Annotated in this window: 18 protein-coding genes and 1 tRNA gene; 11 read left to right on the forward strand and 8 right to left on the reverse strand. The window is 53.9% G+C overall.

The features are described 5' to 3' along the window. Positions 1-80: 80 nt before the first annotated feature. Positions 81-773 carry an ATP-binding cassette domain-containing protein gene (locus tag WNY38_RS14500; protein WP_342858071.1) on the forward strand — a complete coding sequence of 231 codons (693 nt, stop codon included), beginning with the start codon at positions 81-83 and terminating at the stop codon, positions 771-773. 35 nt (positions 774-808) lie between these two features. Beyond that, positions 809-3,319, forward strand: a complete 2,511-nt coding sequence (locus WNY38_RS14505) for an FtsX-like permease family protein (RefSeq protein WP_342858072.1) — start codon at positions 809-811, stop codon at positions 3,317-3,319. Between the two features lie 113 nt (positions 3,320-3,432). Here WNY38_RS14505 and WNY38_RS14510 read toward each other — a convergent pair whose 3' ends face one another. Then, positions 3,433-6,234, reverse strand: a complete 2,802-nt coding sequence (locus WNY38_RS14510) for a methyl-accepting chemotaxis protein (RefSeq protein WP_342858073.1) — start codon at positions 6,232-6,234, stop codon at positions 3,433-3,435. Between the two features lie 890 nt (positions 6,235-7,124). Between WNY38_RS14510 and urtA the strand changes: the two genes are divergently transcribed. The 6 genes from urtA (at position 7,125) to WNY38_RS14540 (ending at position 14,268) form a co-directional block, all read left to right on the forward strand. After that, complete coding sequence (urtA, locus tag WNY38_RS14515) at positions 7,125-8,357, forward strand: urea ABC transporter substrate-binding protein (protein WP_342858102.1); 1,233 nt, start codon at positions 7,125-7,127, stop codon at positions 8,355-8,357. Between the two features lie 80 nt (positions 8,358-8,437). Beyond that, the gene (urtB, locus tag WNY38_RS14520; protein ID WP_342858074.1) at positions 8,438-10,393 is read left to right on the forward strand and encodes an urea ABC transporter permease subunit UrtB; all 1,956 of its coding nucleotides are present in this window, start codon (positions 8,438-8,440) and stop codon (positions 10,391-10,393) included. A 4-nt stretch (positions 10,394-10,397) separates the two neighbouring features. Then, positions 10,398-11,630, forward strand: a complete 1,233-nt coding sequence (urtC, locus tag WNY38_RS14525) for an urea ABC transporter permease subunit UrtC (protein ID WP_342858075.1) — start codon at positions 10,398-10,400, stop codon at positions 11,628-11,630. After that, the gene (gene urtD, locus WNY38_RS14530; RefSeq protein ID WP_342858076.1) at positions 11,627-12,367 is read left to right on the forward strand and encodes an urea ABC transporter ATP-binding protein UrtD; all 741 of its coding nucleotides are present in this window, start codon (positions 11,627-11,629) and stop codon (positions 12,365-12,367) included. Before urtC ends, urtD begins: the two co-directional genes overlap by 4 nt. A 3-nt stretch (positions 12,368-12,370) precedes the next feature. Then, entirely contained in the window at positions 12,371-13,069 is a 699-nt protein-coding gene (gene urtE, locus WNY38_RS14535; RefSeq protein WP_342858077.1) for an urea ABC transporter ATP-binding subunit UrtE, read from the forward strand. 137 nt (positions 13,070-13,206) lie between these two features. Continuing rightward, positions 13,207-14,268, forward strand: a complete 1,062-nt coding sequence (locus tag WNY38_RS14540) for a TPM domain-containing protein (protein ID WP_342858078.1) — start codon at positions 13,207-13,209, stop codon at positions 14,266-14,268. A gap of 87 nt (positions 14,269-14,355) precedes the next feature. On the opposite strand, the gene WNY38_RS14545 is transcribed toward WNY38_RS14540, so the two are convergent. After that, positions 14,356-14,432 (reverse strand) — tRNA-Met (locus WNY38_RS14545). 182 nt (positions 14,433-14,614) lie between these two features. Here WNY38_RS14545 and WNY38_RS14550 point away from each other — a divergent pair. After that, positions 14,615-18,193, forward strand: coding sequence for a hydantoinase B/oxoprolinase family protein (locus tag WNY38_RS14550; RefSeq protein ID WP_342858079.1), 3,579 nt, complete (start codon positions 14,615-14,617; stop codon positions 18,191-18,193). 112 nt (positions 18,194-18,305) lie between these two features. Here the strand turns inward: WNY38_RS14550 and WNY38_RS14555 are convergent, their stop codons facing one another. The 4 genes from WNY38_RS14555 to puuE form a co-directional block, all read right to left on the reverse strand. After that, complete coding sequence (locus WNY38_RS14555; protein ID WP_342858080.1) at positions 18,306-18,515, reverse strand: hypothetical protein; 210 nt, start codon at positions 18,513-18,515, stop codon at positions 18,306-18,308. Between the two features lie 145 nt (positions 18,516-18,660). Continuing rightward, positions 18,661-19,146: an ureidoglycolate lyase gene (locus WNY38_RS14560; protein ID WP_342858081.1), complete on the reverse strand. Its 486-nt coding sequence runs from the start codon at positions 19,144-19,146 to the stop codon at positions 18,661-18,663. After that, on the reverse strand, positions 19,143-19,973 hold the full coding sequence (locus WNY38_RS14565) for a bifunctional allantoicase/(S)-ureidoglycine aminohydrolase (protein ID WP_342858082.1): 831 nt from the start codon (positions 19,971-19,973) through the stop codon (positions 19,143-19,145). The genes WNY38_RS14560 and WNY38_RS14565 overlap by 4 nt, the downstream gene beginning before the upstream one ends. Before the next feature lie 2 nt (positions 19,974-19,975). After that, entirely contained in the window at positions 19,976-21,403 is a 1,428-nt protein-coding gene (puuE, locus tag WNY38_RS14570) for an allantoinase PuuE (RefSeq protein WP_342858103.1), read from the reverse strand. Positions 21,404-21,566: 163 nt separating this feature from the next. Here puuE and uraH point away from each other — a divergent pair, with 163 nt between their 5' ends. Together uraH and WNY38_RS14580 are read left to right on the forward strand one after the other, a co-directional pair. Further along, positions 21,567-21,926, forward strand: coding sequence for a hydroxyisourate hydrolase (gene uraH, locus WNY38_RS14575; protein WP_342858083.1), 360 nt, complete (start codon positions 21,567-21,569; stop codon positions 21,924-21,926). A gap of 3 nt (positions 21,927-21,929) precedes the next feature. Beyond that, positions 21,930-23,162: a urate hydroxylase PuuD gene (locus tag WNY38_RS14580; protein WP_342858084.1), complete on the forward strand. Its 1,233-nt coding sequence runs from the start codon at positions 21,930-21,932 to the stop codon at positions 23,160-23,162. Positions 23,163-23,448: 286 nt separating this feature from the next. On the opposite strand, the gene WNY38_RS14585 is transcribed toward WNY38_RS14580, so the two are convergent. Then, positions 23,449-24,438: an aldose epimerase family protein gene (locus WNY38_RS14585; protein ID WP_342858085.1), complete on the reverse strand. Its 990-nt coding sequence runs from the start codon at positions 24,436-24,438 to the stop codon at positions 23,449-23,451. Continuing rightward, positions 24,438-25,289: an SMP-30/gluconolactonase/LRE family protein gene (locus tag WNY38_RS14590; RefSeq protein ID WP_342858086.1), complete on the reverse strand. Its 852-nt coding sequence runs from the start codon at positions 25,287-25,289 to the stop codon at positions 24,438-24,440. Before WNY38_RS14590 ends, WNY38_RS14585 begins: the two co-directional genes overlap by 1 nt. Between the last annotated feature and the right edge of the window lie 2 nt (positions 25,290-25,291).

Raw genomic sequence — 25,291 nt, forward strand, 5'->3', positions numbered from 1 at the left:
AAACCACAAACGCGGATAAAACCTTGCCCGCGCGGTCAACGACCCCATATCGATAGCTATAGATATTTAGAAAGCATCTCATGACTGACACAGTTATTTCCCTCACAGATATCGGACTGTCTTTAAACGGCAACGCAGGGCGTGTCGATATTTTGCACGACATCTCGCTGGATGTGAAACGAGGCGAAACCGTGGGTCTCATTGGGCCATCAGGGTCAGGCAAATCGTCGCTCCTTATGTTGCTTGGCGGTTTGGAACAGGCCACCACCGGTGTCGTGTCCGTGCTGGGGCACAATCTAACGGACATGAATGAAGATGCTCTTGCGCGCTTTCGTAGAGATCATATGGGGGTGGTGTTCCAATCTTTCCACCTCATCCCGACAATGACTGCGCTTGAAAATGTCGCGACCCCTTTGGAACTGGCTGGCCATGCGGATGCTTTTGATCGCGCGCGCGAAGAACTTGAGGCCGTGGGCCTTGGCGCGCGCTGTGATCATTTCCCGTCGCAAATGTCTGGCGGTGAACAACAACGCGTGGCCTTGGCCCGCGCCGCCGCCCCGCGTCCTGCGATTTTTCTGGCAGATGAACCAACTGGCAATCTGGACGGTACAACCGGCGAGGCGATCATGGATTTGCTGATGGGCCTGCGCGATCGCCACGGTGCCACGATGGTGCTGGTCACCCACGCGCCCGAACTGGCCGCGCGCTGTGATCGTGTTATTCGCCTGCGCGATGGGGCCCTTGATCTTGCATCTTCTGAGGCTGCTCAATGACCGCGCTGCGCCAAAGGAACTTGGCCAGAGTTAAAATGGCATGGAAAATTGCCCGCCGCGAATTGCGCGGGGGCTTGCGCGGATTTCGTGTGCTTGTGGCCTGTTTGGCGCTGGGCGTTGCGGCCATCGCGGCGGTCACTTCCGTGCGCGAAAGCATTTCTGCGGGACTTGACCGTGAGGGCGCTGCCTTGTTGGGTGGCGATGCAGAACTTGAATTTACCTACCGTTTTGCCACGAAAACTGAACGCGCTTGGCTAGAAGACAACAGCCTTGCCGTGTCTGAGGTAACGGATTTCCGCTCTATGGTCACCCGCAACGACGAGCGCGCTTTGACCCAAGTGAAGACCGTCGATGATGCTTATCCACTGATTGGCTCTGTCACCTTGTCGCCCGTAATGCCGCTGACCCAAGCGCTTGATGGGGAAAACGGCATGGCTGGCGCAGTGCTTGACCCGATGTTATTTGAGCGTCTTGGTCTTGCCATCGGCGACGAGATCCAAATCGGATCTGTGCCTTTTATTGTGATGGCTGAGCTGACAAATGAGCCAGACAATGCCTCTGTTGGCTTCTCTTTGGGACCGCGCTCGCTTGTGCGGACCTCCGCGCTTGCCGCGTCTAATTTGCTGTCGCCTGGCACTTTGTTTGAGACGGCCTATCGATTGAAACTGCCTGCGGGCACTGATCTTGAGCAGGCGAAAACGACCACGCAAGCTGCCTTACCTGACGCCGCTTACCGCTGGCGCGATGCGCGCAATGGCGCCCCTGGCATGGCACGCTTTGTCGAACGACTTGGATCATTTTTGGTTTTGGTCGGTCTCGCGGGGCTGGCTGTTGGCGGCGTTGGCGTCTCGTCGGCTGTCAGTGCCTATCTGGATCGCAAAACCACCATCGTGGCGACCTTGAAAACCCTTGGGGCCGATCGCGCGACCATTTTTATGGTCTACGCGTTTCAAATCGGTGTGCTGACCAGCTTTGCCATCGCGATTGGGTTGGTATTGGGCGCGGCTGTGCCCTTGATGGTTGCCCCGATTATTGAATCCATGCTGCCTGTACCGGCCGAGATTTCTGTCTACCCGCAGTCCTTGCTTGAAGCGGCGGTTTACGGTGCTTTGGCTGCGGCCATTTTCGTGACATGGCCTTTGGCCAAAACGGAAAAAATCCGTCCAGCAGCGCTTTACCGCGATTCCCAACTGGGCCTCAAAGGCTTGCCGCGTTGGCCTTATCTGATCGCGATTTCAGGCATGGTGGCCGTGTTGATTGCCCTTGCTGTGGCCTTCACTGACTCGCCGCGTTTGGTGCTTTGGTCCTTTTTCGGATTGGCCTGCGCCTTCGCGCTTTTGGTGGTTTGCGCCACGCTTTTGCGCGTTCTCGCTCGTTGGATGGCGGGGCGCAGCTTCACCAAAGGCCGCCCCTATTTGCGCTTGGCGCTAGGGTCCGTCGGCGGGCCCAGCGGCGAAACTCTGTCTGTTGTTCTCTCTTTGGGTCTTGGGCTCACGGTCTTGTCGGCTGTTGGGCAAATCGACACCAATCTGCGCGGCGCAATCGCGAACGAATTGCCTGACGTCGCGCCCTCCTATTTTGTCGTCGATATCCAAAAAGACCAAATCGACGGCTTCACTGCACAAGTGGCGGCGCATTCGGGCGTGAAAAAATTCGAGTCAGCGCCGATGTTGCGCGGCATCATTACCAAAATCAACGGTCAAGACGCCAAAGAAGTGGCGGGCAATCATTGGGTCATTCGCGGTGATCGCGGTGTGACCTATTCGGCCACAAAGCCCGAAAATGCACGTATCACCGAAGGCACTTGGTGGGCCGAGGATTATGACGGGGAGCCGCAAATCAGTTTTGCCGCCGAAGAAGCAACTGAGATCGGGCTGTCGCTGGGGGACACCTTGACGCTCAACATCTTGGGGCGTGACATCACCAGTCGCATCACATCGTTTCGTGAGGTTGATTTTTCGGGCGCGGGTATGGGATTTGTTTTGTCGATGAACCCCGCAGCAATCGAAAGCGCGCCCCATACTTACATCGCGACAATTTATGCCGACCAAGAGGCCGAAGCGCCGCTCATCCGTTCCTTGTCGAAAGCCTATCCAAACATCACAACCATTCGCGTGCGCGATGCCATTGATCGCGTCGTCGCGGTTATGACAAGCATCGCGGCCGCCACCACGCTGGGGGCACTTGCGACGCTGATCACGGGGGCTGTGGTTCTGATAGGTGCTGCCGCCGCTGGCGAAGAAAAACGTCGATATGAGGCAGCGATCTTGAAAACCCTTGGGGCATCGCGCTTGCGCGTTTTGTGGAGCTTCGCTTTGCGCTCTCTCTACATGGGTCTTGCGGCGGGTGCCGTGGCCGTCGGCGCAGGCGGGTTGGCGGGGTGGGCCGTGACGCATTTTGTGATGGAGGCATCCTTTACCTTTGAATGGCGCGCGTCGCTTGCAATTGTACTGGGCGGCATTGGTCTGACACTTTGCACATCGCTATGGTTTTCTTGGCGTGCAATGCTATCACGCCCTGCAGGTGTCTTGCGGTCGCAGGACTGATTTCAAGGCAGTGATATGCGTGAGGTGTTGGTCCGCTTTGTGGTGCGGGCATGTGATCGCCGTAAGTTTAGGGTGATAGATGGTGCGGTGTAGGCTTTGGTGAGTTGGCGGGGTTAAGATGCCAGCTCGATATCACCATCATCACAAAGCGATTGGGACGGCTCCATTGCTGGAACTCCGCGCGCACTCTCAGTCTTGAATTGCGCTACGATCGCCGTAAGCGTTGAAGCTTCTTGCGTGAGAGAATGACTGGCGGCTGTTGTTTCTTCAAACATGGCAGCGTTTTGCTGCGTTGCTTGATCAAGATCAGCCACTGCGAGGTTGATCTCGGAAATGCCCGCAGATTGTTCGGTCGCTGATGTTTCAATTTCGGCCATATGGCCCGCGACCTTTGTGACATCACCTACGATAGATTTGAGCGCTTCTCCGGTACGATCCACCAAGGAGACCCCGCGTTTAACATCGACACCTGAGTCGGAAATGAGTTGATTGATTTCGTGCGCGGCCTCAGATGATCTTTGGGCTAGGGCTCTCACTTCAGATGCAACCACGGCGAACCCTTTGCCAGCTTCGCCTGCGCGCGCTGCTTCGACGCCTGCGTTCAGAGCAAGAAGATTTGTTTGGAAAGCAATGTCATCGATGACACTGATGATTTTTGAAATTTTTGATGACGAGTCAGAAATAGCGACCATTGCATCCATTGCATCCTTGACCACAAGGTTGGTCGATTCAGCGTTTTTGTGTGCGGCTTTCACTGTTTGATTGGCAAGTGATGCGCCGTCTGCAGCGGACTTTACGGAAACGGTCAATTGTGTCAGTGCCGCGGCTGATTCCGCCAATGTCGACGCAGTGCGTTCTGTTCGTAACGACAGGTCATCTGCCGCATGAGAAATTTCTTTGGAACTGGAATGAATGGCTTGTGATGAATCAGTGAGCTTCGAGATGACTTCTTTGAGTGACTTCACAGCATCGTTGAAATCGCTGCGCAATTGTTCATATCCAGTTGGGAATTCGTCGTCGAGTGTCTGGGAAATGTCGCCCTGCGCCAATCTGCGAAGCCCTTCCGCAAGAGCATTTACGATGGCAGTCTGCTCTTCGTGGCGCGCAGCGCGCTCCGCCTCGGCTGCGGCGCGCGCAGTTTCTTTCTCACGCTCCGCCGCTGCGGCGAGGTCTTGTTCGCGTAGCGTTGCTTGGCGCGCGCGTTCTTGGTCTTTGGCCTCTTGTTCCAGTGCACGTTTGTTGGCTTCAATTTCAGCGAGGCTTTCATTTTCGGCGCGCTTGATGGCCTCGGCTTCCATTTGGTCTTTTTCAATTAAGTTATTTCTGAAGACGCGTAGAGCAGACATCAAACGGGAAATTTCGCCATGTTTTCCACCTGTCTTCTTGAGAACAGACATGTCACCATTTGCAAGCCTTTCGGTGCTATGGGTCACGATCTTCAAAGGCCGCATTATCGTAAAGTAGGTCATCAAGGGCGCTGCGATCAGCGCGAGGATTGCAGCGAGGCCAATTGAGCCCATTGTTGTTGACGCATTGCGAGCGTCTGTAATGACAACCGAGCCTGCCTCAGAGATGGCCGCGAGACTTTCTTGTGAAATTGCGGACACTTCGTGTGATATCGTTAGAAGATCCTCAATCAGATGTGTGGCTTTGATATTAGAAGTCGATTGCGCTTGAATGGCATTGAGGCGTGTGGTCAATGCCCCTGTTTCGGGGTCGGCGGCATCGAGAATTTTGCGCACTTTGTCTGCCGTTTCATTCGCAACGAGATCTAAGCTTTTCATGATCTCCTCACGGTCTTGGAGCAGTTCAAATTGTAAGGCTTGGATGTATCCAGGGTTGATTGAGCTCGCACCCTGTTGCAGTTTTAGAAGAGCAGATTTGATCGCGATGTTGAGCGAGTCGACGGAGCGAATTTCCGCGAACTTCACCTCAGTTAAATTTTTGATGACTGTGTCGTTTTCTCTAACGAATTTTTTGCCTGCGTCATCGAGGGCTTGAGTGTTGTCCGCGACTATTTCTTTGGCTGTTTTGATGAATTTTTCTTGAGCTTGCAGTAAGGTGTCGCGCTCTTGTGAAGGCACCCCGCGCTTGCTTGCATGAACGTTATGCAGGTGTCCCAGCAGTTCCTTACTGGCGGTCAGGGCGGGGACATCCCGTTCGGTGGTTGCAATGCGGTTGACGGTGTCTTCGAGATCTTTGATGGCTTTTTCGCTCAGGTCTTTGGCCGCACGCGTTGTCATTTTTTGTGGGTCGGCGACGACATAGGTGAGAGTCGTGTTTGTCGCGTGTTCTGCGGCCGCCTTGAGTTCATATAGCGCGGCCAATCCGCCCATGTTTGCGCCGATTAACGCATCCACACCGAGTTGTGTGGCTTGAATGGCTTCACCGGTTGCGATCATCACACGGAATGACGCTGATCTGCTCACTTTATTGAGATCGCCAGAAACCTCATGCGACAGACCGTTGAGCGCGGCCATAAGCTTGAAATTGTCTGAATTTGAAGTGAGGGCGATGTTTTTCTGCGTGACAAGTGCTTTGGTGTCACTGAGCAGGGCTTTCAAGGACAAATCCAGATCTGAGTGGTTTTCGCCGGGAATTTTTTGAGCGGCGTCTTGTAGCGCTAAGGCTGCTTTGTTTAAGTCGTCTTGAAGATCTGGAAAGCTGATGAGTGAAGTTGACGCAATAAGCGCAGTTGTTGCGTCTTTGAACTCGATGACGGCTTCTGAGATGTCCATAGCGGCGTGCAGGGGGGGCAATTGGTCTTCGACCAGACTTTCAACTTCACCAGTGATGGTGGAAATAAGAGCTGTCGAGATCAAGATGGCTGCGGCAGTTGTGCCCGCGAGTGCGATCATGATGATGCCAATCTTTACGCCGATTGAACCAATAAGCTTTCCGAATAGATTTTTCATTTGTTTCCCTTAGGTCAAATGGTAAAAATTTTATCGCGATGAAACACAGTGCCGTGGCCGATGCGCGAAATCACTCGTTCGCTTGAAGGTGAACCAAACCAACGAAAAAAGTGTTTACGGCACCGATATTTTTCTATCAGCTTGTTTTTTGGTGTTTTTATAAGGGGTGGATGTCGTGCGGGACGAAAGTCTTGCCTGAGGTCGCATTCGCGATTGTTGATTCGATTGCGAAACACAATCGAGCATGAGGCCTGCGACGCCTATGGGGCCGAAACGCCATGCTTGTCGTCGATTTACCGAATTTCGTGGCGCTGCGCTGTTTCAATGACGCGGCCTGTGTGATGTCGGGGTGATGTCGGGCTATATGCGGCGCGTGGTGTCAGAGCCCCTGTGCTGCGAGGCGGACACGCTGGACACGGAATCGGTAGAGTTTTTCCAGTGGTCGATTTCTGTGCGTTTGCTCTTGAGGTGATTGAAATTTTTGATTTTAAGCTTAAATTAACGCCATAAATTTACATTTAGTTTAAAAAATAAGCCATAAGTGCGGAAACTATGCAGCGTGGGCGGTGCGTAATCACCTAAACGTGTTCAAAACCAATCAGTGCGGCAAAGTGTCTTAAGCAATTCAACTGGTGCCTTATTACGGGCACCGTGAGAGTTGCGGGGAATGTGTGATGATGGCCAGACTTGCAGGTCGCCTTCACCACACGAATGAAACTGATTAACGCTGCTAGGGGAATGTAAGCGTTTCAAGCCAAAAATGGAATTTGTCCATGGCACTCGCTGTAAAGCGAGACGAAGCCGCACGCCTTTAGCATCCATAAAGGATTATAGACTTGACCACTAAATTCAAAGCCACCTTGGCCTCAGCCCTCATCGCCACAACTGCTATGACAACTGCCGCCTTGGCTGAAGATTGCACTACCAAAGTTGGTGTTTTGCACTCTTTGTCAGGCTCCATGGCCATTTCTGAGACCACACTTAAAGACGTTATGCTGATGCTTATTGATGAGCAAAACGCCAAAGGTGGCGTTCTTGGATGCCAACTGGAAGCGGTTGTTGTTGACCCTGCATCCGACTGGCCACTGTTCGCAGAAAAAGCCCGTGAGCTTTTGACAGTGCACGACGTTGACGTGATGTTCGGCAACTGGACATCTGTGTCACGCAAATCTGTTTTGCCAGTGATCGAAGAATTGAACGGCTTGTTGTTCTACCCAGTTCAGTACGAAGGCGAAGAGTCATCGAAAAACGTCTTCTACACAGGTGCGGCGCCAAACCAGCAAGCTATTCCTGCGACAGATTACTTCCTCGACGAGCTTGGTGTTGAGAAATTCGCATTGCTTGGCACAGACTATGTCTACCCACGCACAACCAACAACATCCTCGAAGCCTACCTTGAAGGTAAAGGCATCGCTGCTGAAGATATCTTTGTAAACTACACACCATTTGGTCACTCTGATTGGTCCAAAATCGTCGCAGACGTTGTGGCCCTTGGCGCTGACGGCAAAAAAGTTGGCGTTATTTCTACAATCAACGGCGACGCGAACATCGGCTTCTACAAAGAATTGGCATCTGCTGGTATCTCAGCTGACGACATTCCAGTGGTCGCGTTCTCAGTTGGTGAAGAAGAGCTTTCCGGCTTGGACACATCTAACCTTGTGGGTCACTTGGCGGCTTGGAACTACTTCCAATCTGCGGAATCCGAGCTGAACGATGAATTCATCGCAGCATGGAAAGCCCGCATGGGCGAAGAGCGCGTCACAAACGATCCAATGGAAGCACACTTCATCGGTTTCAACATGTGGGTTAACGCTGTTGAAGCTGCTGGCACGACAGACGTAGACGCCGTGCGTGACGCGATGTACGGCCAAGAATTCCCGAACTTGACAGGCGGCACAGCGGTGATGGGCGTCAACCACCACCTTGCGAAACCTGTTCTTATCGGCGAAATCCAAGCTGACGGTCAATTCGACATCATCTCCCAGACAACTGAAGTTCCTGGCGATGCGTGGACTGACTACTTGCCAGAATCCGCAGTGTTGATTTCCGATTGGAAAAACCTCGGCTGTGGCATGTACAACACCGAAACAGAAACATGTGTTCAGCTTAAATCCAACTACTAAGATTTCGCCAAGCTGGCCTATACGACTTTCAAAGGGCGGCGCTTTTGCCGCCCTTTTCCTTAACTTTAAAGAAGATCCCCATGATCCGCTTTCTGACAGCCGTCTTCATCGTCTTGGCCGCCTTAGCCACGCCTGCGCTGGCCCAAGACCAAACGATCCAGCAGGTGCTGCAAGAGCATCGCGACGTGATCGAAAAATCATCACGCAAAACCATCGGCCCAGCGATCGACGCCATCGCCGCCTCTGGTTTGCCGTCCGCGCAGAGTGTTTTGCAAAAATGGCAGTCCAAGGATATGTGGCAGCGCAAGGAAGACGGTCTATTTTTCTACGCTCAGCCCGTCGATTCAAAGACTTACACCCTGTATGATTTCGATGGAGATGCTGTTGTTGGCGATTTTGCCAAGAATGAGTTGAAACAACTCAAACCCAATTCCGGCATCCGTGCGGTCATTGGGGCAGCCCTTGTGCAGTTCCAATTGAACGACCCCGATCCTGTACGCCGGTCCGAGGCGATTTTGGCCATTCAACGCGATGGCGAGGCCTCACATTTGGCCCCCTTGCGTGCCTCAATCGCTGGCGAGACCGACCCTGATATCAAGGCGCTCAAGGAAGTGACCGAGCGCTTGTTGACGATTTCTTATGACACAGATGACGCTGCGCGTGTCCAAGCGATCCAAGGCTTTAACGGCTCTTTGTCGTTGGATTCTCGCGCTGCGCTGAACCCTGTTCTGACCACAAAAATAGCACTGAAAGACAGCCTGCCTGCGGATGCAAATATCAAAGGCAGAGTCATCGCGGGTTCTGAGGCCTTGTCCTTTGAGGACGCTCTGGCGCGCATGGTTGCCGCTGGCATGGTCCCTGCGCAGCCGACGATTTCAGAGCGCAAAGACGCACTTGTCGCCAATATCAAAGACGGGTCCGTCGGTGGTGTTGCTGTGGCGGATTTGGACGATCAAGATGCACGGGATCGTGCTTATATGGTGCTGGTGTCCGAGGGTTTGGTGCCGGCATGGGACGCAAGCTATTCGATTGAAAATGCTGTGAAATCCACCATTTTTGTCGAAGTCTACGACGAACCGTCTAAGGCTGTCACAGACGCAGCCGTGATCACGCTTAAAACCATTGACCGCGCTGTGGGTCTGAACCAAACGCTCGATTTGGCGCTCGATGGATTGTCCTTGGCTTCGATCTATTTTCTGGCCGCGATTGGTCTGGCCATCACTTTTGGGGTGATGGGCGTGATCAACATGGCGCACGGCGAATTCATTATGATGGGCGCCTACACGGGTTATGTCGTGCAGCAGATTATCCCTGATTACACTGTCTCTATTATTGTCGCGATCCCTGCGGCGTTCATGGTGACTTTCGCCGCGGGTGTGGCGATGGAGCGTTTGATCATTCGCTGGTTGTACAACCGTCCGCTTGAGACGCTTTTGGCCTCTTTCGGTGTCGCCATCGCTTTGCAACAAATCGCGAAAAACATCTTTGGCACGCAAGCGCGTCCGCTGACTTCGCCTGCATGGCTCGACGGCGCTTTGGTGTTCAATGATGTGCTGGCGATCTCTTACATTCGCATCGCGATCTTTGTGCTCGCGGGTATTTTCCTTGGGGTGTTCTTGTTCATTATGAAAAAGACCCGCCTAGGTTTGGAAACCCGTGCTGTGACGCAAAATCCGAAAATGGCCGCCAGCATGGGCATCAATCCTGATCGCGTGAATATGCTCACCTTCGGATTGGGCTCTGGCATCGCGGGCATCGCGGGCGTGGCCATCGGGCTTTACGCGAAAGTGACGTCCGAGATGGGTGCGGATTACATCGTGCAGTCGTTCATGACCGTGGTTGTTGGCGGTGTTGGCAATATCTGGGGGACTTTGCTGGGCGCGCTTGGCATTGGCTTCTTACAAAAAGGCATCGAATGGTTGAACCCGTCCAACACATTGGCGGCGCAGACCTATATGATCGTCTTTATCATCATTTTCATTCAGTTCCGGCCCAAGGGTATCATCGCCCTCAAAGGCCGCGCGGCGGGGGATTGATCACATGAAAAACTCATTCTTTATGAAAAACCCGTCATTGTTGGTGTTCCTTGGTCTTTTGGCTCTGTTCACCCTCGGCGTCACCTTGATGTCGGAGGCCTATGGATCAGGCTTGGTCTCGACCTCTTTCGTCAAAACGCTGGGCAAAACGCTGTGCCTTGCGCTTGTCGCCATCGCGATGGATCTGGTCTGGGGCTACACAGGTATTCTATCACTCGGTCACTTCGCCTTCTTCGGTGTCGGCGGTTATATGATCGGCATGTGGCTGATGTATGCGCGCACCGAAATCATCGTGGTGAACTCATTGGCCACATCGCCCATTCCCGCCACAGCATCGGAAATTTCAGACGCCATCGGCAGTCAGATTTTCGGCGTCGTCGGATCGTCGGACTTTCCCGCGATCTGGATGTTCGCTGACAGCCTGACGTTGCAATTGATGATGGTGGTCTTGGTGCCCGGTCTTGTGGCCTTGGTCTTTGGTTGGCTCGCCTTTCGCTCGCGCGTCACCGGTGTTTACCTGTCGATCTTGACCCAAGCTATGACGCTGGCCTTGTCTTTGTACCTGTTTCAAAACGATTCAGGTCTGCGCGGCAACAACGGTTTGTCTGGCTTGCAAAACCTGCCGGGTGCAGACAATATTCCGCAAAGCGTGATGTCGATCTGGTTCCTTTGGGCCTCTGCCTTGGCTTTGGCGCTCACGTATATCGCCACGTCCTTCGTGGTCTCTGGCAAGTTCGGTTCCGTCATTCGTGGTATTCGCGATGACGAGGCGCGCGTGCGGTTCTTGGGCTATTCTGTTGAAGGTTATAAGCTGTTCGTTTTTGTGCTCACGGCTATTATGGCCGCCATCGGTGGCGCGCTATACTACCCGCAAGCGGGTATCATCAACCCCGCTGAAATCGCGCCGATTGCCTCTATTTACCTCGCGGTTTGGGTCGCCATCGGCGGACGTGGGCGTATTTACGGTGCTGTGATTGGTGCTGTTGTGGTCTCGCTTGTGTCGACTTGGTTCACAGGTGGTCAAGCGCCAAACATTAACCTTGGGTTCTACGAGATCAAATGGGTCGATTGGTGGCAAGTGCTGCTGGGGCTGTCTTTCGTGTTCGTCACTCTGTTTGCCCCCAAAGGCATCGGCGGGTTGGTCGATCTGTTTACAGGTCGTATCGCTCCAAGCCGCAAAGGCGCGCCGCTTGGACCTGATGCAGGATCTTTGCGTGAAGAGGAGGCCGAAAAATGAGCCAGCTTTTAGAAGTCTCAGGTATTTCCGTTTCTTTTGATGGGTTTAAAGCCATCAACAATCTGTCGTTCTCAATCGGTCACGCCGAAATGCGGGCCATCATCGGGCCGAACGGCGCGGGCAAAACCACCTTTATGGACATCGTCACCGGCAAAACAAAACCCGATGAAGGCTCTGTTTTGTGGGGGGATTTGTCGCGCAATTTGATCGGCATGAACGAGGCCAAAATCGCCCGCATCGGCATTGGTCGCAAGTTCCAGCGCCCGACCGTGTTCGAGGATCAATCGGTGTTCGATAACTTGATGATCGCTGTCAGCAATGACCGCTCTCCTATCGGCGTTTTGTTCTTCCGTCCCAAGGCCAAAGACATCGCCAAGGTCCATGAGCTGGCCTCAACCATCGGCCTGACGGGTGAATTGACGCGCAAATCAGGCGAGCTGTCACATGGCCAAAAACAGTGGTTAGAGATCGGCATGTTGTTGGCGCAAGATCCGAAGCTTTTGCTGGTAGATGAACCCGCCGCGGGCATGACTTTGGGTGAACGCGAACACACCACGGACATCTTGAAAGAGGCCGCGAAAACGCGCGCCGTGGTTGTGATCGAACATGATATGGAATTCATCCGGCGCCTTGAGTGCAAAGTGACCGTGCTGCACGAAGGGTCCGTTTTGGCCGAAGGCTCGCTGGATCACGTGACCAAAAACCAAGGCGTCATCGACGTCTACTTGGGGAGATAACCAATGCTCGATGTTCAAAACCTATCGCTGCATTATGGTGGCTCGCAAATTTTACATGACGTAGCGATCTCGGCGCAGGCCGGCAAAGTGACCTGTGTCATGGGCACCAACGGGGTTGGCAAAACCAGCCTTCTGAAAGCCATCTGCGGTGCGCATCCGCGATCTTCTGGCACGATGATGCTGGACGGCGAAGACGTGGGCCGCGCCAATTCAGACGCGCTGGCCAAAAAAGGCGTCGGCGTTGTGCCGCAAGGGCGGATGATTTTTCCGCTTTTGACCGTGAAAGAAAACCTCGAGACTGGCTTTGCCTGTCTGCCAAAATCCGAACATCACATCCCTGATGAAGTGTTCGAATTGTTCCCGATTCTGAAAGACTTTTTGCACCGTCGTGGCGGCGATTTGTCTGGCGGTCAACAACAGCAATTGGCCATCGCGCGGGCCTTGATTATCAAGCCTAAGCTTTTGTTGCTCGATGAGCCGACAGAGGGCATCCAGCCCAATATCATCCAGCAAATCGGCCGCGTGATTGCGCTGCTGCGCGATCGTGGCGATATGGCGATTGTGCTGGTGGAACAATACTTTGAGTTCGCCTACGACTTGGCCGATCAGCTGGTGTTCATGGAACGCGGCCGCGTGACATCCGTGCACGACAAAGCCGACATCACCAAAGAAGAAGCCGCCAAGGTCTTCCGCATCGCTTAAGGCTTTCGCAATGATGATTTCCTTTTGGCCCGCATGTATAGGAATCGCGGGCCAAAAGGCATTTGCGCAAAAAACGCTTGCCTCAAGCCGCGTCGCCACCGACAAAGTGCATCAGTGTTGTTTGCGGGAATTTTGGTATGTTTAGAGTTCTAAGAATTGCGTTTGTCTTGCTTTTGCCAGTGTTGATGTCTGTGTCAGCCCCTGCCTTTGCGCAAAGCACATATCCCGCTTATGAGGACATATACCTCAACGATTACGCAAGCTTAGTTGACGCAGACGACGCCACATACATCCGAAATGCCTTGCAAGACTTGCGTACAGAGACGGGTGTCGAATTCACCGTTTTGACGATATCAAGCCTGTCTGATTACGGTCATGACGGCGCGATTGAACCTTTCGCGACCGGTTTGTTCAACACTTGGGGGATCGGGGATAAGGTCACCAATGACGGTATTTTGATGCTGGTGTCGCTTTATGATCGCAAAATACGGATCGAGTTGGGTGCCGCGTATGGAAATAGCGAAAACCGACCCATGAAGTACATCATCGACACGATCATCACGCCGGAATTCAAAAATGAGTCCTATTCCAAAGGCATTCGAAAAGGCGTTGATGCTGTCATCTACAATCTCAACGGCGTCGATTTTGACCAACAGAACACTGGGGTCTTGACTAAAGTTAAAGATTTCCTCGCACGCGCCGTCGAGCAATTCTCTTTTTGGCTCTTGGGTCTTTTGGTGCCGATTTTTGGCGGACTGCGGAGCTATTGGAAAAGAGGGCGGCGCAACAGGCCGCGTATCTGTCCGAATGACGGATTGACCATGTCGCGATTGAGTGAGGATCAAGACGATGAGCATTTGGAAAAGGGGCAAATCACCGAGGAGCTGTTGCAAAGCGTGGACTATGACGTTTGGGTTTGCGGGTCTTGCGACCATATTACGGTCGAAGCCTATCCTGGGGTGCTAAGCCGCTACGGAGCCTGCCGCGCTTGCAAACATCGTACACTGGAAGGCGACACTGAAATTCTAAGCCATGCGACCACCAACTCAACAGGATCAAAACGCATCAATTATCAGTGCCACCATTGTCATGAGGCCTATTGCGAGACCAAAACAATACCAATAAAAAGCAAATCCTCTAGCGGCTCTTCCTTTGGCGGTGGATCGTCTTCTGGGGGCGGGGCCAGCGGCAGTTGGTGATAGGCTGATTTTATAGATCAGACCAAAACCCAAGCGGCACCACCATTGCCCGAAGACAGTGCAATGATTTCACAATGTAAGGGGTAATGGTAGCGGAGGAGGGACTTGAACCCCCGACACGCGGATTATGATTCCGCTGCTCTAACCAACTGAGCTACTCCGCCGAAGTGCCGCGTAAGTAGTCCGCCATTCTGGCAGGGTCAAGAGAGAATCTGCCACTTTTATGCGTGACGTTGTTTTTCTTTTTTTGACGGATGCCTCGCGCGCGGCTCTTGTTGCGCCCTATGCTGCGCGGTAGGCTTGAAGCAATCATCATTTGGGGCCGCAGAGCTTGCGGAAAGTACATATGTCAGACGCGCAGTGGGAGTTTTGGGTGGATCGTGGCGGCACCTTTACGGATGTCGTGGCCAAACGCCCGGGTGGCACATTGCACACCCATAAATTGCTGTCGTCGAACCCAGAGCGCTATGTGGATGCCGCCGAACAGGGCATTCGCGATCTGATGGGGCTGAAAACTGGCATGCCGATTCCCGATGGGGCGATTAAAGCCGTCAAAATGGGCACGACTGTGGCCACCAACGCGCTGCTGGAACGCAAAGGCGAAGCGGTGCTGTTGCTGATCACCCAAGGCTTCAAAGACTTGCTGCGCATCGGTTATCAAACGCGGCCCGATCTGTTTGCCCTGCACATCCAGCGCCCTGATCTGTTGTATCAATCGGCGGCTGAAATCTCAGGGCGGCTTGATGCCAACGGGGCCGAGGTCACGCCGCTGGACGAGGCGGGTCTGCGTGACGCGTTGCAAGGCGCTTATGACGCTGGGCTTCGTTCTGTCGCCATCGCTTTTGTGCACGCTTACCTCAACCCTGCGCACGAACAACGCGCCGCCGAAATCGCGCGCGCCATTGGCTTTACGCAAATCTCGACGTCTAGCGATGTGTCGCGTCTGGCCAAGCTGGTCTCGCGCGCCGACACCACTGTGGTCGACGCCTATCTGTCGCCCATTTTGCGCCGCTACGTGGATCAGGTCGCAGGCGCTTTGCGTCTTGGGCAGGCCTGCGAACGCTTGATGTTTATGCAGTCCAATGGCGGGCTGACAGATGCGCAAAACTTCCAAGGGCGCGACGCGATTTTGTCGGGGCCAGCAGGCGGCATCGTCGGCATGGTGCGCACGGGCGAGGCGGCTGGGTTTGATCGGCTGATCGGCTTTGATATGGGCGGCACCTCGACCGATGTCAGCCATTATGCCGGCGCGTTTGAACGCTCATTCGAGACCGAAGTGGCCGGCGTGCGCATGCGTGCGCCGATGATGGATATTCACACAGTGGCCGCTGGTGGCGGATCGATTTGCAGTTTCCGCGATGGGCGTCTGCAAGTGGGCCCTGAAAGCGCTGGTGCTGATCCTGGTCCTGCGGCTTACAAACGCGGTGGGCCGCTCACCGTGACCGATTGCAACGTGTTTTTGGGCAAGTTGAACCCTGATCATTTCCCGCATGTTTTCGGGCCAAATGGCGATGCGCCTTTGGATGTCGCTGCGACTGCGCGCGCCATGCAAACGATCACCGATCAGATCAACGCCGCCTCTGATCAATCGCTCACCCCTGTGCACGTTGCCGAAGGGTTCTTGCAAATCGCGGTCTATAATATGGCCAACGCGATTAAGAAAATTTCCGTTGAGCGTGGTCATGATGTGTCTCAGGATTACGCGCTGCAATGCTTTGGTGGCGCAGGCGGACAACACGCCTGTTTGGTCGCAGATGCCCTGAATATGCGCCGCGTTTTGATCCATCCTTTCGCGGGCGTTCTGTCGGCTTACGGCATGGGCTTGGCCGAGGTGCGGGCCTTGCGCGAAATGCAGGCTGACTGTGTGCTGACGGACTGCGAAACGCTTGTGCCCATGCTTGATGACTTGAGTGAGGCTGCACGCAGCGAGGTGCTGGATCAAGGCCTGACATCCGCCACCGTGATCCGCCACGCGCACCTGCGCACTCAAGGGTCGCATCAGACGCTAGAGGTCGCATGGGACACAGCCGAGGCCATGCGCACTGCCTTTCACATCGCCCACATCGCCCGCTTTGGCTTTGCTCCTGCTGGCGACATCTTGATCATAGATATGCTGTCGGCCGAGGCTGTGGGCGAGACCGGCGAAGTGCCCAGTGCGGCGCAGATGCCCACGCATGACGGTCGTCCTAAAGCGCAGATCACAGTGCAGGCCAAAGGCTGGGGGCAGGTGCCGCTGTACGATCGTTTGACGCTGGCTTGCGGCCAGACCATCACAGGCCCCGCCATCATTTCTGAGCCCACCGGCACCAATGTTGTTGAACCCGGTTGGTCCGCCGAACTGGATGCCCAAGGCATGTTGATCTTGACGCGCGCCACGGCTGTCACGCAAGCCGCTGCAAATGGCACCGAAGCTGATCCGATCCTGCTTGAGGTCATGTCCAATCTGTTCATGTCCGTGGCCGATCAAATGGGCGCGACTTTGGCCAACACCGCGTGGTCCGTGAACATCAAAGAGCGGTTTGATTTCTCCTGCGCTATCTTTGACGCGCAAGGCCAACTGGTTGCCAACGCCCCCCATGTGCCCGTGCATTTGGGGTCGATGTCCGACAGCATTCAAACGGTTATCCGCGACAATCCCGATGCCTGTGACGGCGATGCTTTTGTGCTCAATTCGCCTTATCGCGGGGGCACCCATTTGCCCGATGTGACGGTGGTAACGCCCGTGTTTGTCGCGGGTAAACCCGCCTATTGGCTTGGCTCGCGGGGGCATCATGCTGACATCGGTGGGCGCACGCCGGGGTCATTGCCGCCTGACAGCAGTCACATCGATGAAGAAGGCGTCTTGATCGACAATATGCGCCTTGTCACCCGTGGCACGTTTGAGCATGCCGCCATCCGTGATGTGCTTACATCTGCCAAGTACCCCGCGCGCAATCTCGATCAAAACATCGCCGATCTGCAGGCGCAGGTTGCCGCCAATGAAACTGGACGCGCCGCCTTGCTGGGCATCGCCGCGCGTTACGGCGCGGGCGTCGTCACCGCCTATATGGCCCATGTGCAAGACAACGCTGAAGCCGCTGTGCGCGATGTGGTTGATCGCTTGGAAAATGGCGATTTCACCTATCCGATGGACGATGGGTCCCAAATCAAAGTCGCCTTGCGCGTTGATCAAAACACCCGCAGTGCTGTCGTCGATTTCACGGGCACCAGCGATCAGCACAGCGGCAATTTCAACGCGCCTTTGTCGATTTCGCGCGCTGTGGTTTTATATGTGTTCCGCTGTTTGGTCGGCAAAAATATTCCGCTGAACGAGGGCTGTTTACGCCCTATCGATATCATTGTCCCCGAAGGATCAATGCTCAATCCCCGTGCTCCTGCGGCTGTGATCGCGGGCAACACAGAAGTGTCTCAGGCGGCTTGCAACGCGCTGTTTGGCGCTTTGGGCGTGATCGCGGGGGCGCAAGGCACGATGAACAATTTCGTTTGGGGCAATGAGACATTCCAAAACTACGAGACGATTGCGGGCGGCACCGGTGCTGGCCCTGATTTCGACGGCTGCGACGCGGTGCAAAGCCATATGACCAACACGCGGATGACCGATCCTGAGATTTTGGAATCCCGTTTCCCTGTGCGTTTGGAAGAGTTCTCGATCCGCCAAGGCTCAGGTGGGCAGGGCAAGCATAAAGGCGGCAATGGATCGATCCGAAAACTGCGGTTTTTAGAACCGGTCACAGTCACCACCATCTGTTCGCACCGCAAAGTACAGCCCTTTGGTGTGGGTGGCGCGGATGGCGGACAGGTCGGTGTGAACTACGCCATTCTGCCCGACGGCACACGGATAGATTTGCGCGGAAACGATGAAATTGAGCTGCCGGCGGGTGGCGTCTTCGTCCTAGAAACTCCCGGTGGCGGTGGGTTTTCATGACGCAAAAATGCTGCGCAGCAAATGTTTTAAATCAATAGGTTAAGACTTGGTGATCTGGGCGGTCTGTCTGCTCATTTTTGATTGGGTTTTAGCCGGATCAGCCTCTTCGACTTTAGCCCAAACGCGCCCGCCATTTACGCAGGGCAATCACGGCCCAGATGCCTTCGGCGAGCATGAAGGGGTAAGACCCAATCGCAAACGCGTAGATCGCAGCGCAAGCGCAAGACAGCGCGAAGGCCAATGTCATTGTGGGGCTGCGGTCTTCAATGGCGTAAAAAATGACCATGGCGCAGACCGCGATGAGGCCAAAGATTTCGATCATCAAATTTGCCTTTTGGTTTTGTGCAGAGCAGATGAATGGCTGAAAACTGCGGCTCAAAAAACATTAAAACATGTAAAGTGACGCGGCTCTAAATCTTTAAACAGTTTAAATCCCGCGCCATAAAGTCTTGTAATGTTTTAAGCCTTTAGGTTTCGGCAGCGGTCACCACCCAAGGCACATCGAAAGTGAATTCTTCCAAATTTGGCGTCTCACCGATGCGGTCAATGACAGCAAACTGCCCGTTGCCCGCCAAAGGCGTCAGCACACCGTGCCATGTGCCGCGGTGGAAATTGATTGCCTGCGTCCCATCGGTGATAAAGGCCTTGGGCACGGCTTTAGGCCCGTCCGAGACAATCACCAAAAACGGCTCAGCAGACATCGCCACAAAGGCTTGCGACCCCTCGGGGTGGCGCTCGATCAGATCAAGTGTGTAGGGCAGGGATCGCACATCCGCTTTAAAGATGGAAATGCCGACGCGGGCCTCCCTAACATCGACCTTTGCGCGGTCATGAAACCGCCCGCATTTGCCCGCGTTGATGATCTTATCCGGCGTGCCGCTTGCGTCCAAAACATCGCCGTAGGGAGCGAAGTTTTCAGGCGTTAAAGGGGCCAAAACAACCGTGTTTTTCATCGCCGATGCCCTGCCAAATCAAGAGACACATGGCGGTTGACGTCTTTGTACAAAAGATAGCGAAAAGGCTCATCGCCAGTGGCAATGCAAGCTTGCGGGCAAAAGGCGCGCAGCCACATAAAGTCACCGGGGCCGACCTCGACCCAATCCTTATTTAACAGATACTTAGCTGTTCCCGATAGCACATAAAGCCCATGTTCCATCACATGAGTTTCGGCAAAAGGAATGCGCCCACCGGGCAGGATGTTGACGATATTGACGTGGAAATCATAGCGCAAATCAAAGGGATCAAAGAAGCGTTGTGTGGCCCAAACCCCATCGCATTCGGGCATCTCGCTTTTGGGGACTTCCGTTTCATGGACGGTGAAGGCCTCAAGCGGGTTTAGGCTTTGCATATAGTCGTAGCGTTTGCGGATCCAGTGGAAGCCGCAAGGGGCATCTGAGGTGTTCCAAATTTCCCAATGGGCACCCGCAGGAATATAGGCCAAATGCCCCGCTTTGAGGGTCGAGCGCGCGCCACCAATGGACAGGCGCACTTCACCAAAGGCCACGAACAAGACCGCTTGGGCTTCGATGTCGGGCTCTGGGTTAGAGGTGCCACCACCGGGGGCCAATTCCACTGCATATTGCGCAAAGGTTTCCGCAAAGCCCGTCATCGGGCGCGCCAAGATCCACATCCGCATGCCGTGCCAACCCGGCAAAAAACTGGTGACGATATCGCGCTGCACGCTTGCGGGTATGACTGCGTAAGCCTCTGTAAAGACTGCAGTACTTTCAGGATTTTCACTTTGTGAGGGCAAGCCGCCGAGGGGGAAGGCGTAGGTCATTTTTAGCTTTCAGATGTGTTAAATAGGTCGTGTAAGCGGTGCCATGCGATGCGTTCCACTTGGGCGCAGGCAGCCACAAATTCGGTATCACGTGAGTGATCAAGGCGGGTGTGAAATGCAGTCAAGATCGTGTCTTTTGTATTGTCTTTGACGGCGATGATAAAGGGGAAGCCGAACTTTGCGACATATTGCGCGTTTAAATCTTGAAAGGTGGTACGTTCCTCATCGGTCAAGGCATCTAAACCTGCAGAGGCTTGCTCGGCGGTGCTTTCGGCCGTCAGGCGTTTTGCGGCGGCAAGTTTGCCCGCAAGGTCTGGGTGCGCTGTTAAAACGCCAAGTTTCTCAGCCTCAGAGGCAGAACGGAACATACGGAACAGCGCGGAATGAATGCCGATGGCGCTGTCATGGGCGGGTCCAAGTTCAAGATCAAAAGCCCGATCGGCGATCCAAGGGGAGTGTTCATAGATGCTGCCGAATGCGGCCACAAATGTTTCGCGATCCATTTGGCTTGGGCGGGTTTTGCGCAGATGCGGATGTGTCTTGGCCCAGTGTTCGGCGATGTCGATACGCTTGGGAGTCCAAACGTTTTCAAAGGTTTGGATGTATTCGATGAACTTTTTAAGGCCAGCCAATTTGCCGGGACGTCCGATCAGGCGGCAGTGCAATCCGATGGACATCATTTTGGGCGTGTGGTCCGCGCCCTCAGAATAAAGCACATCAAAGGCGTCTTTGAGATAGGTGAAAAACTGCTCGCCCGTGATGTATCCTGGTGCTGTGGCAAAGCGCATGTCGTTGGCCTCAAGCGTGTAGGGGATGATCAATTGGTCGCGTTCGCCCGCTTCGATCCAATAGGGCAGATCGTCGTCATAGGTGTCTGAGATATAGTCAAAACCACCTTCTTCAGCCACAAGACGCACGGTGTTTTCAGAGCAGCGTCCCGTGTACCAACCACGCGGGCGGGCACCTGTGACTTCGGTATGCAGTCGGATGGCCTCATTGATTGCCGCGCGTTCTTCAGTCTCAGGCATGTCTTTGTGTTCGACCCATTTTAAACCGTGACTGGCGATTTCCCAATCGGCCTCTTGCATGGCCGCGACCTGTTCAGGGGAGCGTGCTAAGGCGGTTGCAACACCGTAAATGGTTACTGGAATATCCGCACCGGTGAACAGGCGGTGCAGGCGCCAAAAGCCCGCGCGTGCGCCATAATCATAGATGCTTTCCATGTTCCAGTGGCGCTGGCCTTGCCAAGGCGCGGCCCCTGCGATGTCGGACAAGAACGCCTCAGATGCAGCGTCGCCATGCAGTACGGAATTCTCGCTGCCCTCTTCGTAGTTCAGCACAAATTGCACTGCGACACGTGCGTCGTTCGGCCATTTGGGGTTTGGTGTGTTGGGGCCGTAGCCGGTCATATTGCGTGGGTAACGAGGCAATTTATGTTGCATTTTGAGAGGCTTTCAAAATTTTTGACTAATTGATAGGCTTTTCGCCTCTTTTACTACCGTTCCTACCCTAAGGTCTGCAAAAGATTGATTGCACCAGCGCCATCTTTCCGACAGCTTAGGGCTAAATAGCGAATAAATTGAGCATATACCTATGGCTTCTGGATATTTGACGACACATGTTCTCGACACTGCGCTTGGTCTGCCCGCGTGCGGCCTTAAGATTGAGCTGTTCGCGCTGCAAGGGGACAGTCGGGTTAAAGTGATTGAAATGGTCACAAACGATGACGGGCGCACCGATAGCCCGATTTTGCCCAAAGACGATTTTCAATGCGGTGTATACGAGTTGCTATTTCATGCAGGTGATTATCTGCGCTTTCAGGGCACAGCACAACCCGAGCCATTTTTTCTAGACATTATCCCGATCCGCTTTGGCATAAACGATGAGACGTCACACTATCACGTCCCGCTTTTGCTGTCGCCGTTCGGGTTTTCAACTTACCGCGGGAGCTAAGATATGATTTATCCGATTTTGATGGAATGGCTGGAATTCGCGTTGCGTTGGTTGCATGTGGTGACAGCAATTGCGTGGATTGGATCGTCGTTTTATTTTATCGCGTTGGACTTGGGGCTTCGCCCGTCAGCGGATAGTAAAAAAGGCGTTCATGGTGAAGAATGGCAGGTTCATGGGGGCGGATTTTACTTTATTCAAAAGTATTTGGTCGCACCTGAACGGATGCCTGAGGATCTGATTTGGTTCAAATGGGAAAGCTATGCGACATGGCTGACAGGCGCTGCGTTAATGGTGCTGGTGTACTACCTTGGGGCCGAATTGTATTTGGTTGACCCCAATGTGTTGGAAATGCCAATTTGGGCCGGTGTTGCGATTTCCGTTGGGTCTTTGTTGTTTGGTTGGATCGCTTATGACCTTATTTGTAAAAGCAAATTCGGTGATAACAACACGCGGTTGATGATCTTTTTGTATGTGATCCTTGTGATCATGGCATGGGGTTATACGCAGGTGTTTTCTGGTCGTGCAGCGCTTTTGCACTTGGGTGCTTTTACAGCGACGATCATGACGGCGAACGTGTTTATGGTGATTATGCCGAACCAACGCATTGTGGTGAAGGACCTGAAAGAAGGTCGCACGCCTGATGCGAAATACGGCAAGATTGCCAAGCAACGCTCGACCCATAACAACTATCTGACCTTGCCTGTGATTTTCATGATGCTTTCCAATCACTATCCGTTGGCGTTCGCGTCCCAGTATAATTGGCTGATCGCGGCGCTGGTGTTTTTGATGGGCGTGACCATTCGGCATTTCTTCAACACCATGCACAAACGCGAAGGCATGTTGTGGTGGACTTGGGGTTTGACGGCTGCGTTGTTTGCGGCGGTGATCTGGCTTTCAACTGTTGGAATTTACAGCCAAGAAAGCGGCGATGATGACCTGTCGCAACTTGGCCCTGTGGCGCAGCGCTTTGCCAGTGCCGAAGGGTTTGAGGATGTGCATGATCTGGTGCTGGGCAATTGTTCCATGTGCCACGCGGTTGAACCCGCATGGGATGGCATGGCGTCGCCCCCCAAAGGTGTCGTGTTGGAAACCGCGCAACAGGTCGCCAACCACGCACGCGAGATCTGGCTGCAAGCTGGCGCCACCCACGCCATGCCCCCCGCCAATGTCACCTACATGGAAGACGAGAGTCGCGCGATGATCCGCAAGTGGTATGAAGCGGGTTTGAAGGGGTAAGGGCACTTCGTGTGTTTGATATTTGTGTTGCCTACTTTGCCCACTCTGAAAAGTTTGATCGCCAGAATGCTAAAGCATCTTCATGAAGCAATTCGAATGATTGTATGACCAAGGAGCTATCATTTACTGTTGGGCTTCCAACTTTTCCTATTGCTTTGAAGCGCGAGTTAACTGCCAACACTTTAATGAGTGTAACCACATTCTTTCATGTATCTTCCCACTTTATTAAACTGTCTTAAATTTCGTCCGGATCAAGTAAACTCGCTTCAACAAGGTGCGCATGGGATTAAGCGTGAGAGAAACTCCAGCTTGTGAACTGCCGATAGGTCTCATCTGCACGCAACACACAGGACGGGAACCCGTCTTGATTGGGCGCATCGGGCCAGCGTTGGGCCTCTAGGGCGACGCCGCAATGGGGCTTGTACTCGGTGCCAGTGTGACCTTTGAAATCACCAGATGAAATGGGCCAAGCGTCAAAGACTTGAAGGCCGATTTCAGTGGTCTGCATCATCATCGTCACGCCATTTTTGCCGGTCAATGTGCAGGCGGGTTTCAGCGTGCCTTCAATGCCGTTCAGGCAGAAATTGTTATCAAGGCGCTGTCCGTTTTTAGGGTCCATCACCGTGGCGGTGCGCAGGTCAAAGCCTGTACCGTCAACAGGGGCGCGCCCCGTGGGAATGCAGGCGGCATCGATGGGCACATAGTTGTCGGCGGGCACAGTCAAAACATGCCCTGCGATGGAAGCTGTGCCATCCAAATTCCAATAGGAATGATTGGCGATATTGATCAATGTGTCGGCATCTGTGGTGGCCGAAATATTAAGTGTCAGCTGAGCAGGGTCGATGATTGCAAAATGCGCGGTGATCACCCGATTGCCCGGAAAGCCGTCTTTGCCGTCGGCTAAAGTAAGTTCAAGCGTGACGCTGTCTGGGGCTTGCGCCAAGACAGTCCAGACCTCTTGTTGGATGCCGTAAGGGCCACTGTGTAGTGATGTCGTGCCCTCGTTCGCCAGCAGTTGCAACATCTGCCCATTAAGCGGCGCCGTGGCATTGCTGACGCGGTTCGCGAGCGGCCCGACCAGCGCGCCAAAGTACAACAGATCAGCCTCGTAAGCTTGCATGGTGTCGCAGCCCAAGGTCAGGCTGTGGGGCACGCCAAGCAGGTGAACACTATGAAGCGTGGCGCCGAACGTCAAAATGGTCGCCGTGAGGTCGCCCTTGGCAATCGTGATGGCGTCAACGGTACGACCATCTTGCGTGCTGCCAAAGGCTGTCATTATAGGATCACCTGATGCTCGGACTGACCTTTAGCGACATTTTCGACGCTAAACACATGCCCATGCAAATCGCTTTTCTCAAGATCGGCATCAGGGATGTTTTGTTGGGCTGTGGTCACGAACAGCGTGGTGCCGTCTGCGCCACCGAAGGCGGGGCAAGAACTTTGCAATCCGCCCACCTCGACATAACGTTGGAGCACGCCATCGGGCGCGTAACAGGCAACGCGGTAGCTGCCCCATTGGGCGTTCCACAGGTTGCCATCTGCATCAACGACAGACCCGTCTGGGTGGTTGGCGTCTTGGATGAACAGTTCCGCTTTGCCCACAGGCCAGCCCGCGTCATCCAAGTTGAGACGCATGATTTTGTCGGTCACCGTGTCAGAGTAATAGGCAAGTTTACCATCGGGCGAAAAGCAGATGGAATTGGTGATGGTGATGTTGCTGACAACCTTGCGCAAAGCGCCGTCATAGTAGCGATAAATCGCGCCCGCTTTGGGTTCAGATTTTTTGCCCATGGTGCCAATCCAGAACCCGCCAAAGGGATCTGCGCGCCCATCGTTTGAACGTGTCACGTCGTTGTCCGCTTCTAATGCGCAGATGAATTCTGTGTCACCAGTTTCAATGTCAAAAGTTTGCAAGCAGGTCTCAGAGGCCATCAAAAGTGTGTCGTGATCGATCCAACCTGCTGCAGAGACATGTTCGTCGAACTGCCACGTGACCTGTGCGCCATCTGACATAGTGTGCAAGCACATGCCAATGATGTCGAACCAAAACAATTGATTGCGGGTTGGGTGCCACAAGGGCCCTTCGCCAAGTGCACTTTTCGTATCGCTGTAAACGTTGTAGCTCATAG

Origin of the sequence: Pacificibacter sp. AS14 (assembly GCF_038899935.1) — a bacterium.
In the GTDB taxonomy this organism is placed as follows: Bacteria; Pseudomonadota; Alphaproteobacteria; order Rhodobacterales; family Rhodobacteraceae; genus Celeribacter.

Bases quoted from the DNA above. Each gene is read 5' to 3' on its own strand.
- WNY38_RS14500 (WP_342858071.1), top strand. From the start codon at position 81: ATGACTGACACAGTTATTTCCCTCACAGATATCGGACTGTCTTTAAAC.
- WNY38_RS14505 (WP_342858072.1), top strand. From the start codon at position 809: ATGGCATGGAAAATTGCCCGCCGCGAATTGCGCGGGGGCTTGCGCGGA.
- WNY38_RS14510 (WP_342858073.1), bottom strand. From the start codon at position 6,234: ATGAAAAATCTATTCGGAAAGCTTATTGGTTCAATCGGCGTAAAGATT.
- urtA (WP_342858102.1), top strand. From the start codon at position 7,125: ATGACAACTGCCGCCTTGGCTGAAGATTGCACTACCAAAGTTGGTGTT.
- urtB (WP_342858074.1), top strand. From the start codon at position 8,438: ATGATCCGCTTTCTGACAGCCGTCTTCATCGTCTTGGCCGCCTTAGCC.
- urtC (WP_342858075.1), top strand. From the start codon at position 10,398: ATGAAAAACTCATTCTTTATGAAAAACCCGTCATTGTTGGTGTTCCTT.
- urtD (WP_342858076.1), top strand. From the start codon at position 11,627: ATGAGCCAGCTTTTAGAAGTCTCAGGTATTTCCGTTTCTTTTGATGGG.
- urtE (WP_342858077.1), top strand. From the start codon at position 12,371: ATGCTCGATGTTCAAAACCTATCGCTGCATTATGGTGGCTCGCAAATT.
- WNY38_RS14540 (WP_342858078.1), top strand. From the start codon at position 13,207: ATGTTTAGAGTTCTAAGAATTGCGTTTGTCTTGCTTTTGCCAGTGTTG.
- WNY38_RS14550 (WP_342858079.1), top strand. From the start codon at position 14,615: ATGTCAGACGCGCAGTGGGAGTTTTGGGTGGATCGTGGCGGCACCTTT.
- WNY38_RS14555 (WP_342858080.1), bottom strand. From the start codon at position 18,515: ATGATCGAAATCTTTGGCCTCATCGCGGTCTGCGCCATGGTCATTTTT.
- WNY38_RS14560 (WP_342858081.1), bottom strand. From the start codon at position 19,146: ATGAAAAACACGGTTGTTTTGGCCCCTTTAACGCCTGAAAACTTCGCT.
- WNY38_RS14565 (WP_342858082.1), bottom strand. From the start codon at position 19,973: ATGACCTACGCCTTCCCCCTCGGCGGCTTGCCCTCACAAAGTGAAAAT.
- uraH (WP_342858083.1), top strand. From the start codon at position 21,567: ATGGCTTCTGGATATTTGACGACACATGTTCTCGACACTGCGCTTGGT.
- WNY38_RS14580 (WP_342858084.1), top strand. From the start codon at position 21,930: ATGATTTATCCGATTTTGATGGAATGGCTGGAATTCGCGTTGCGTTGG.
- WNY38_RS14585 (WP_342858085.1), bottom strand. From the start codon at position 24,438: ATGACAGCCTTTGGCAGCACGCAAGATGGTCGTACCGTTGACGCCATC.
- WNY38_RS14590 (WP_342858086.1), bottom strand. From the start codon at position 25,289: ATGAGCTACAACGTTTACAGCGATACGAAAAGTGCACTTGGCGAAGGG.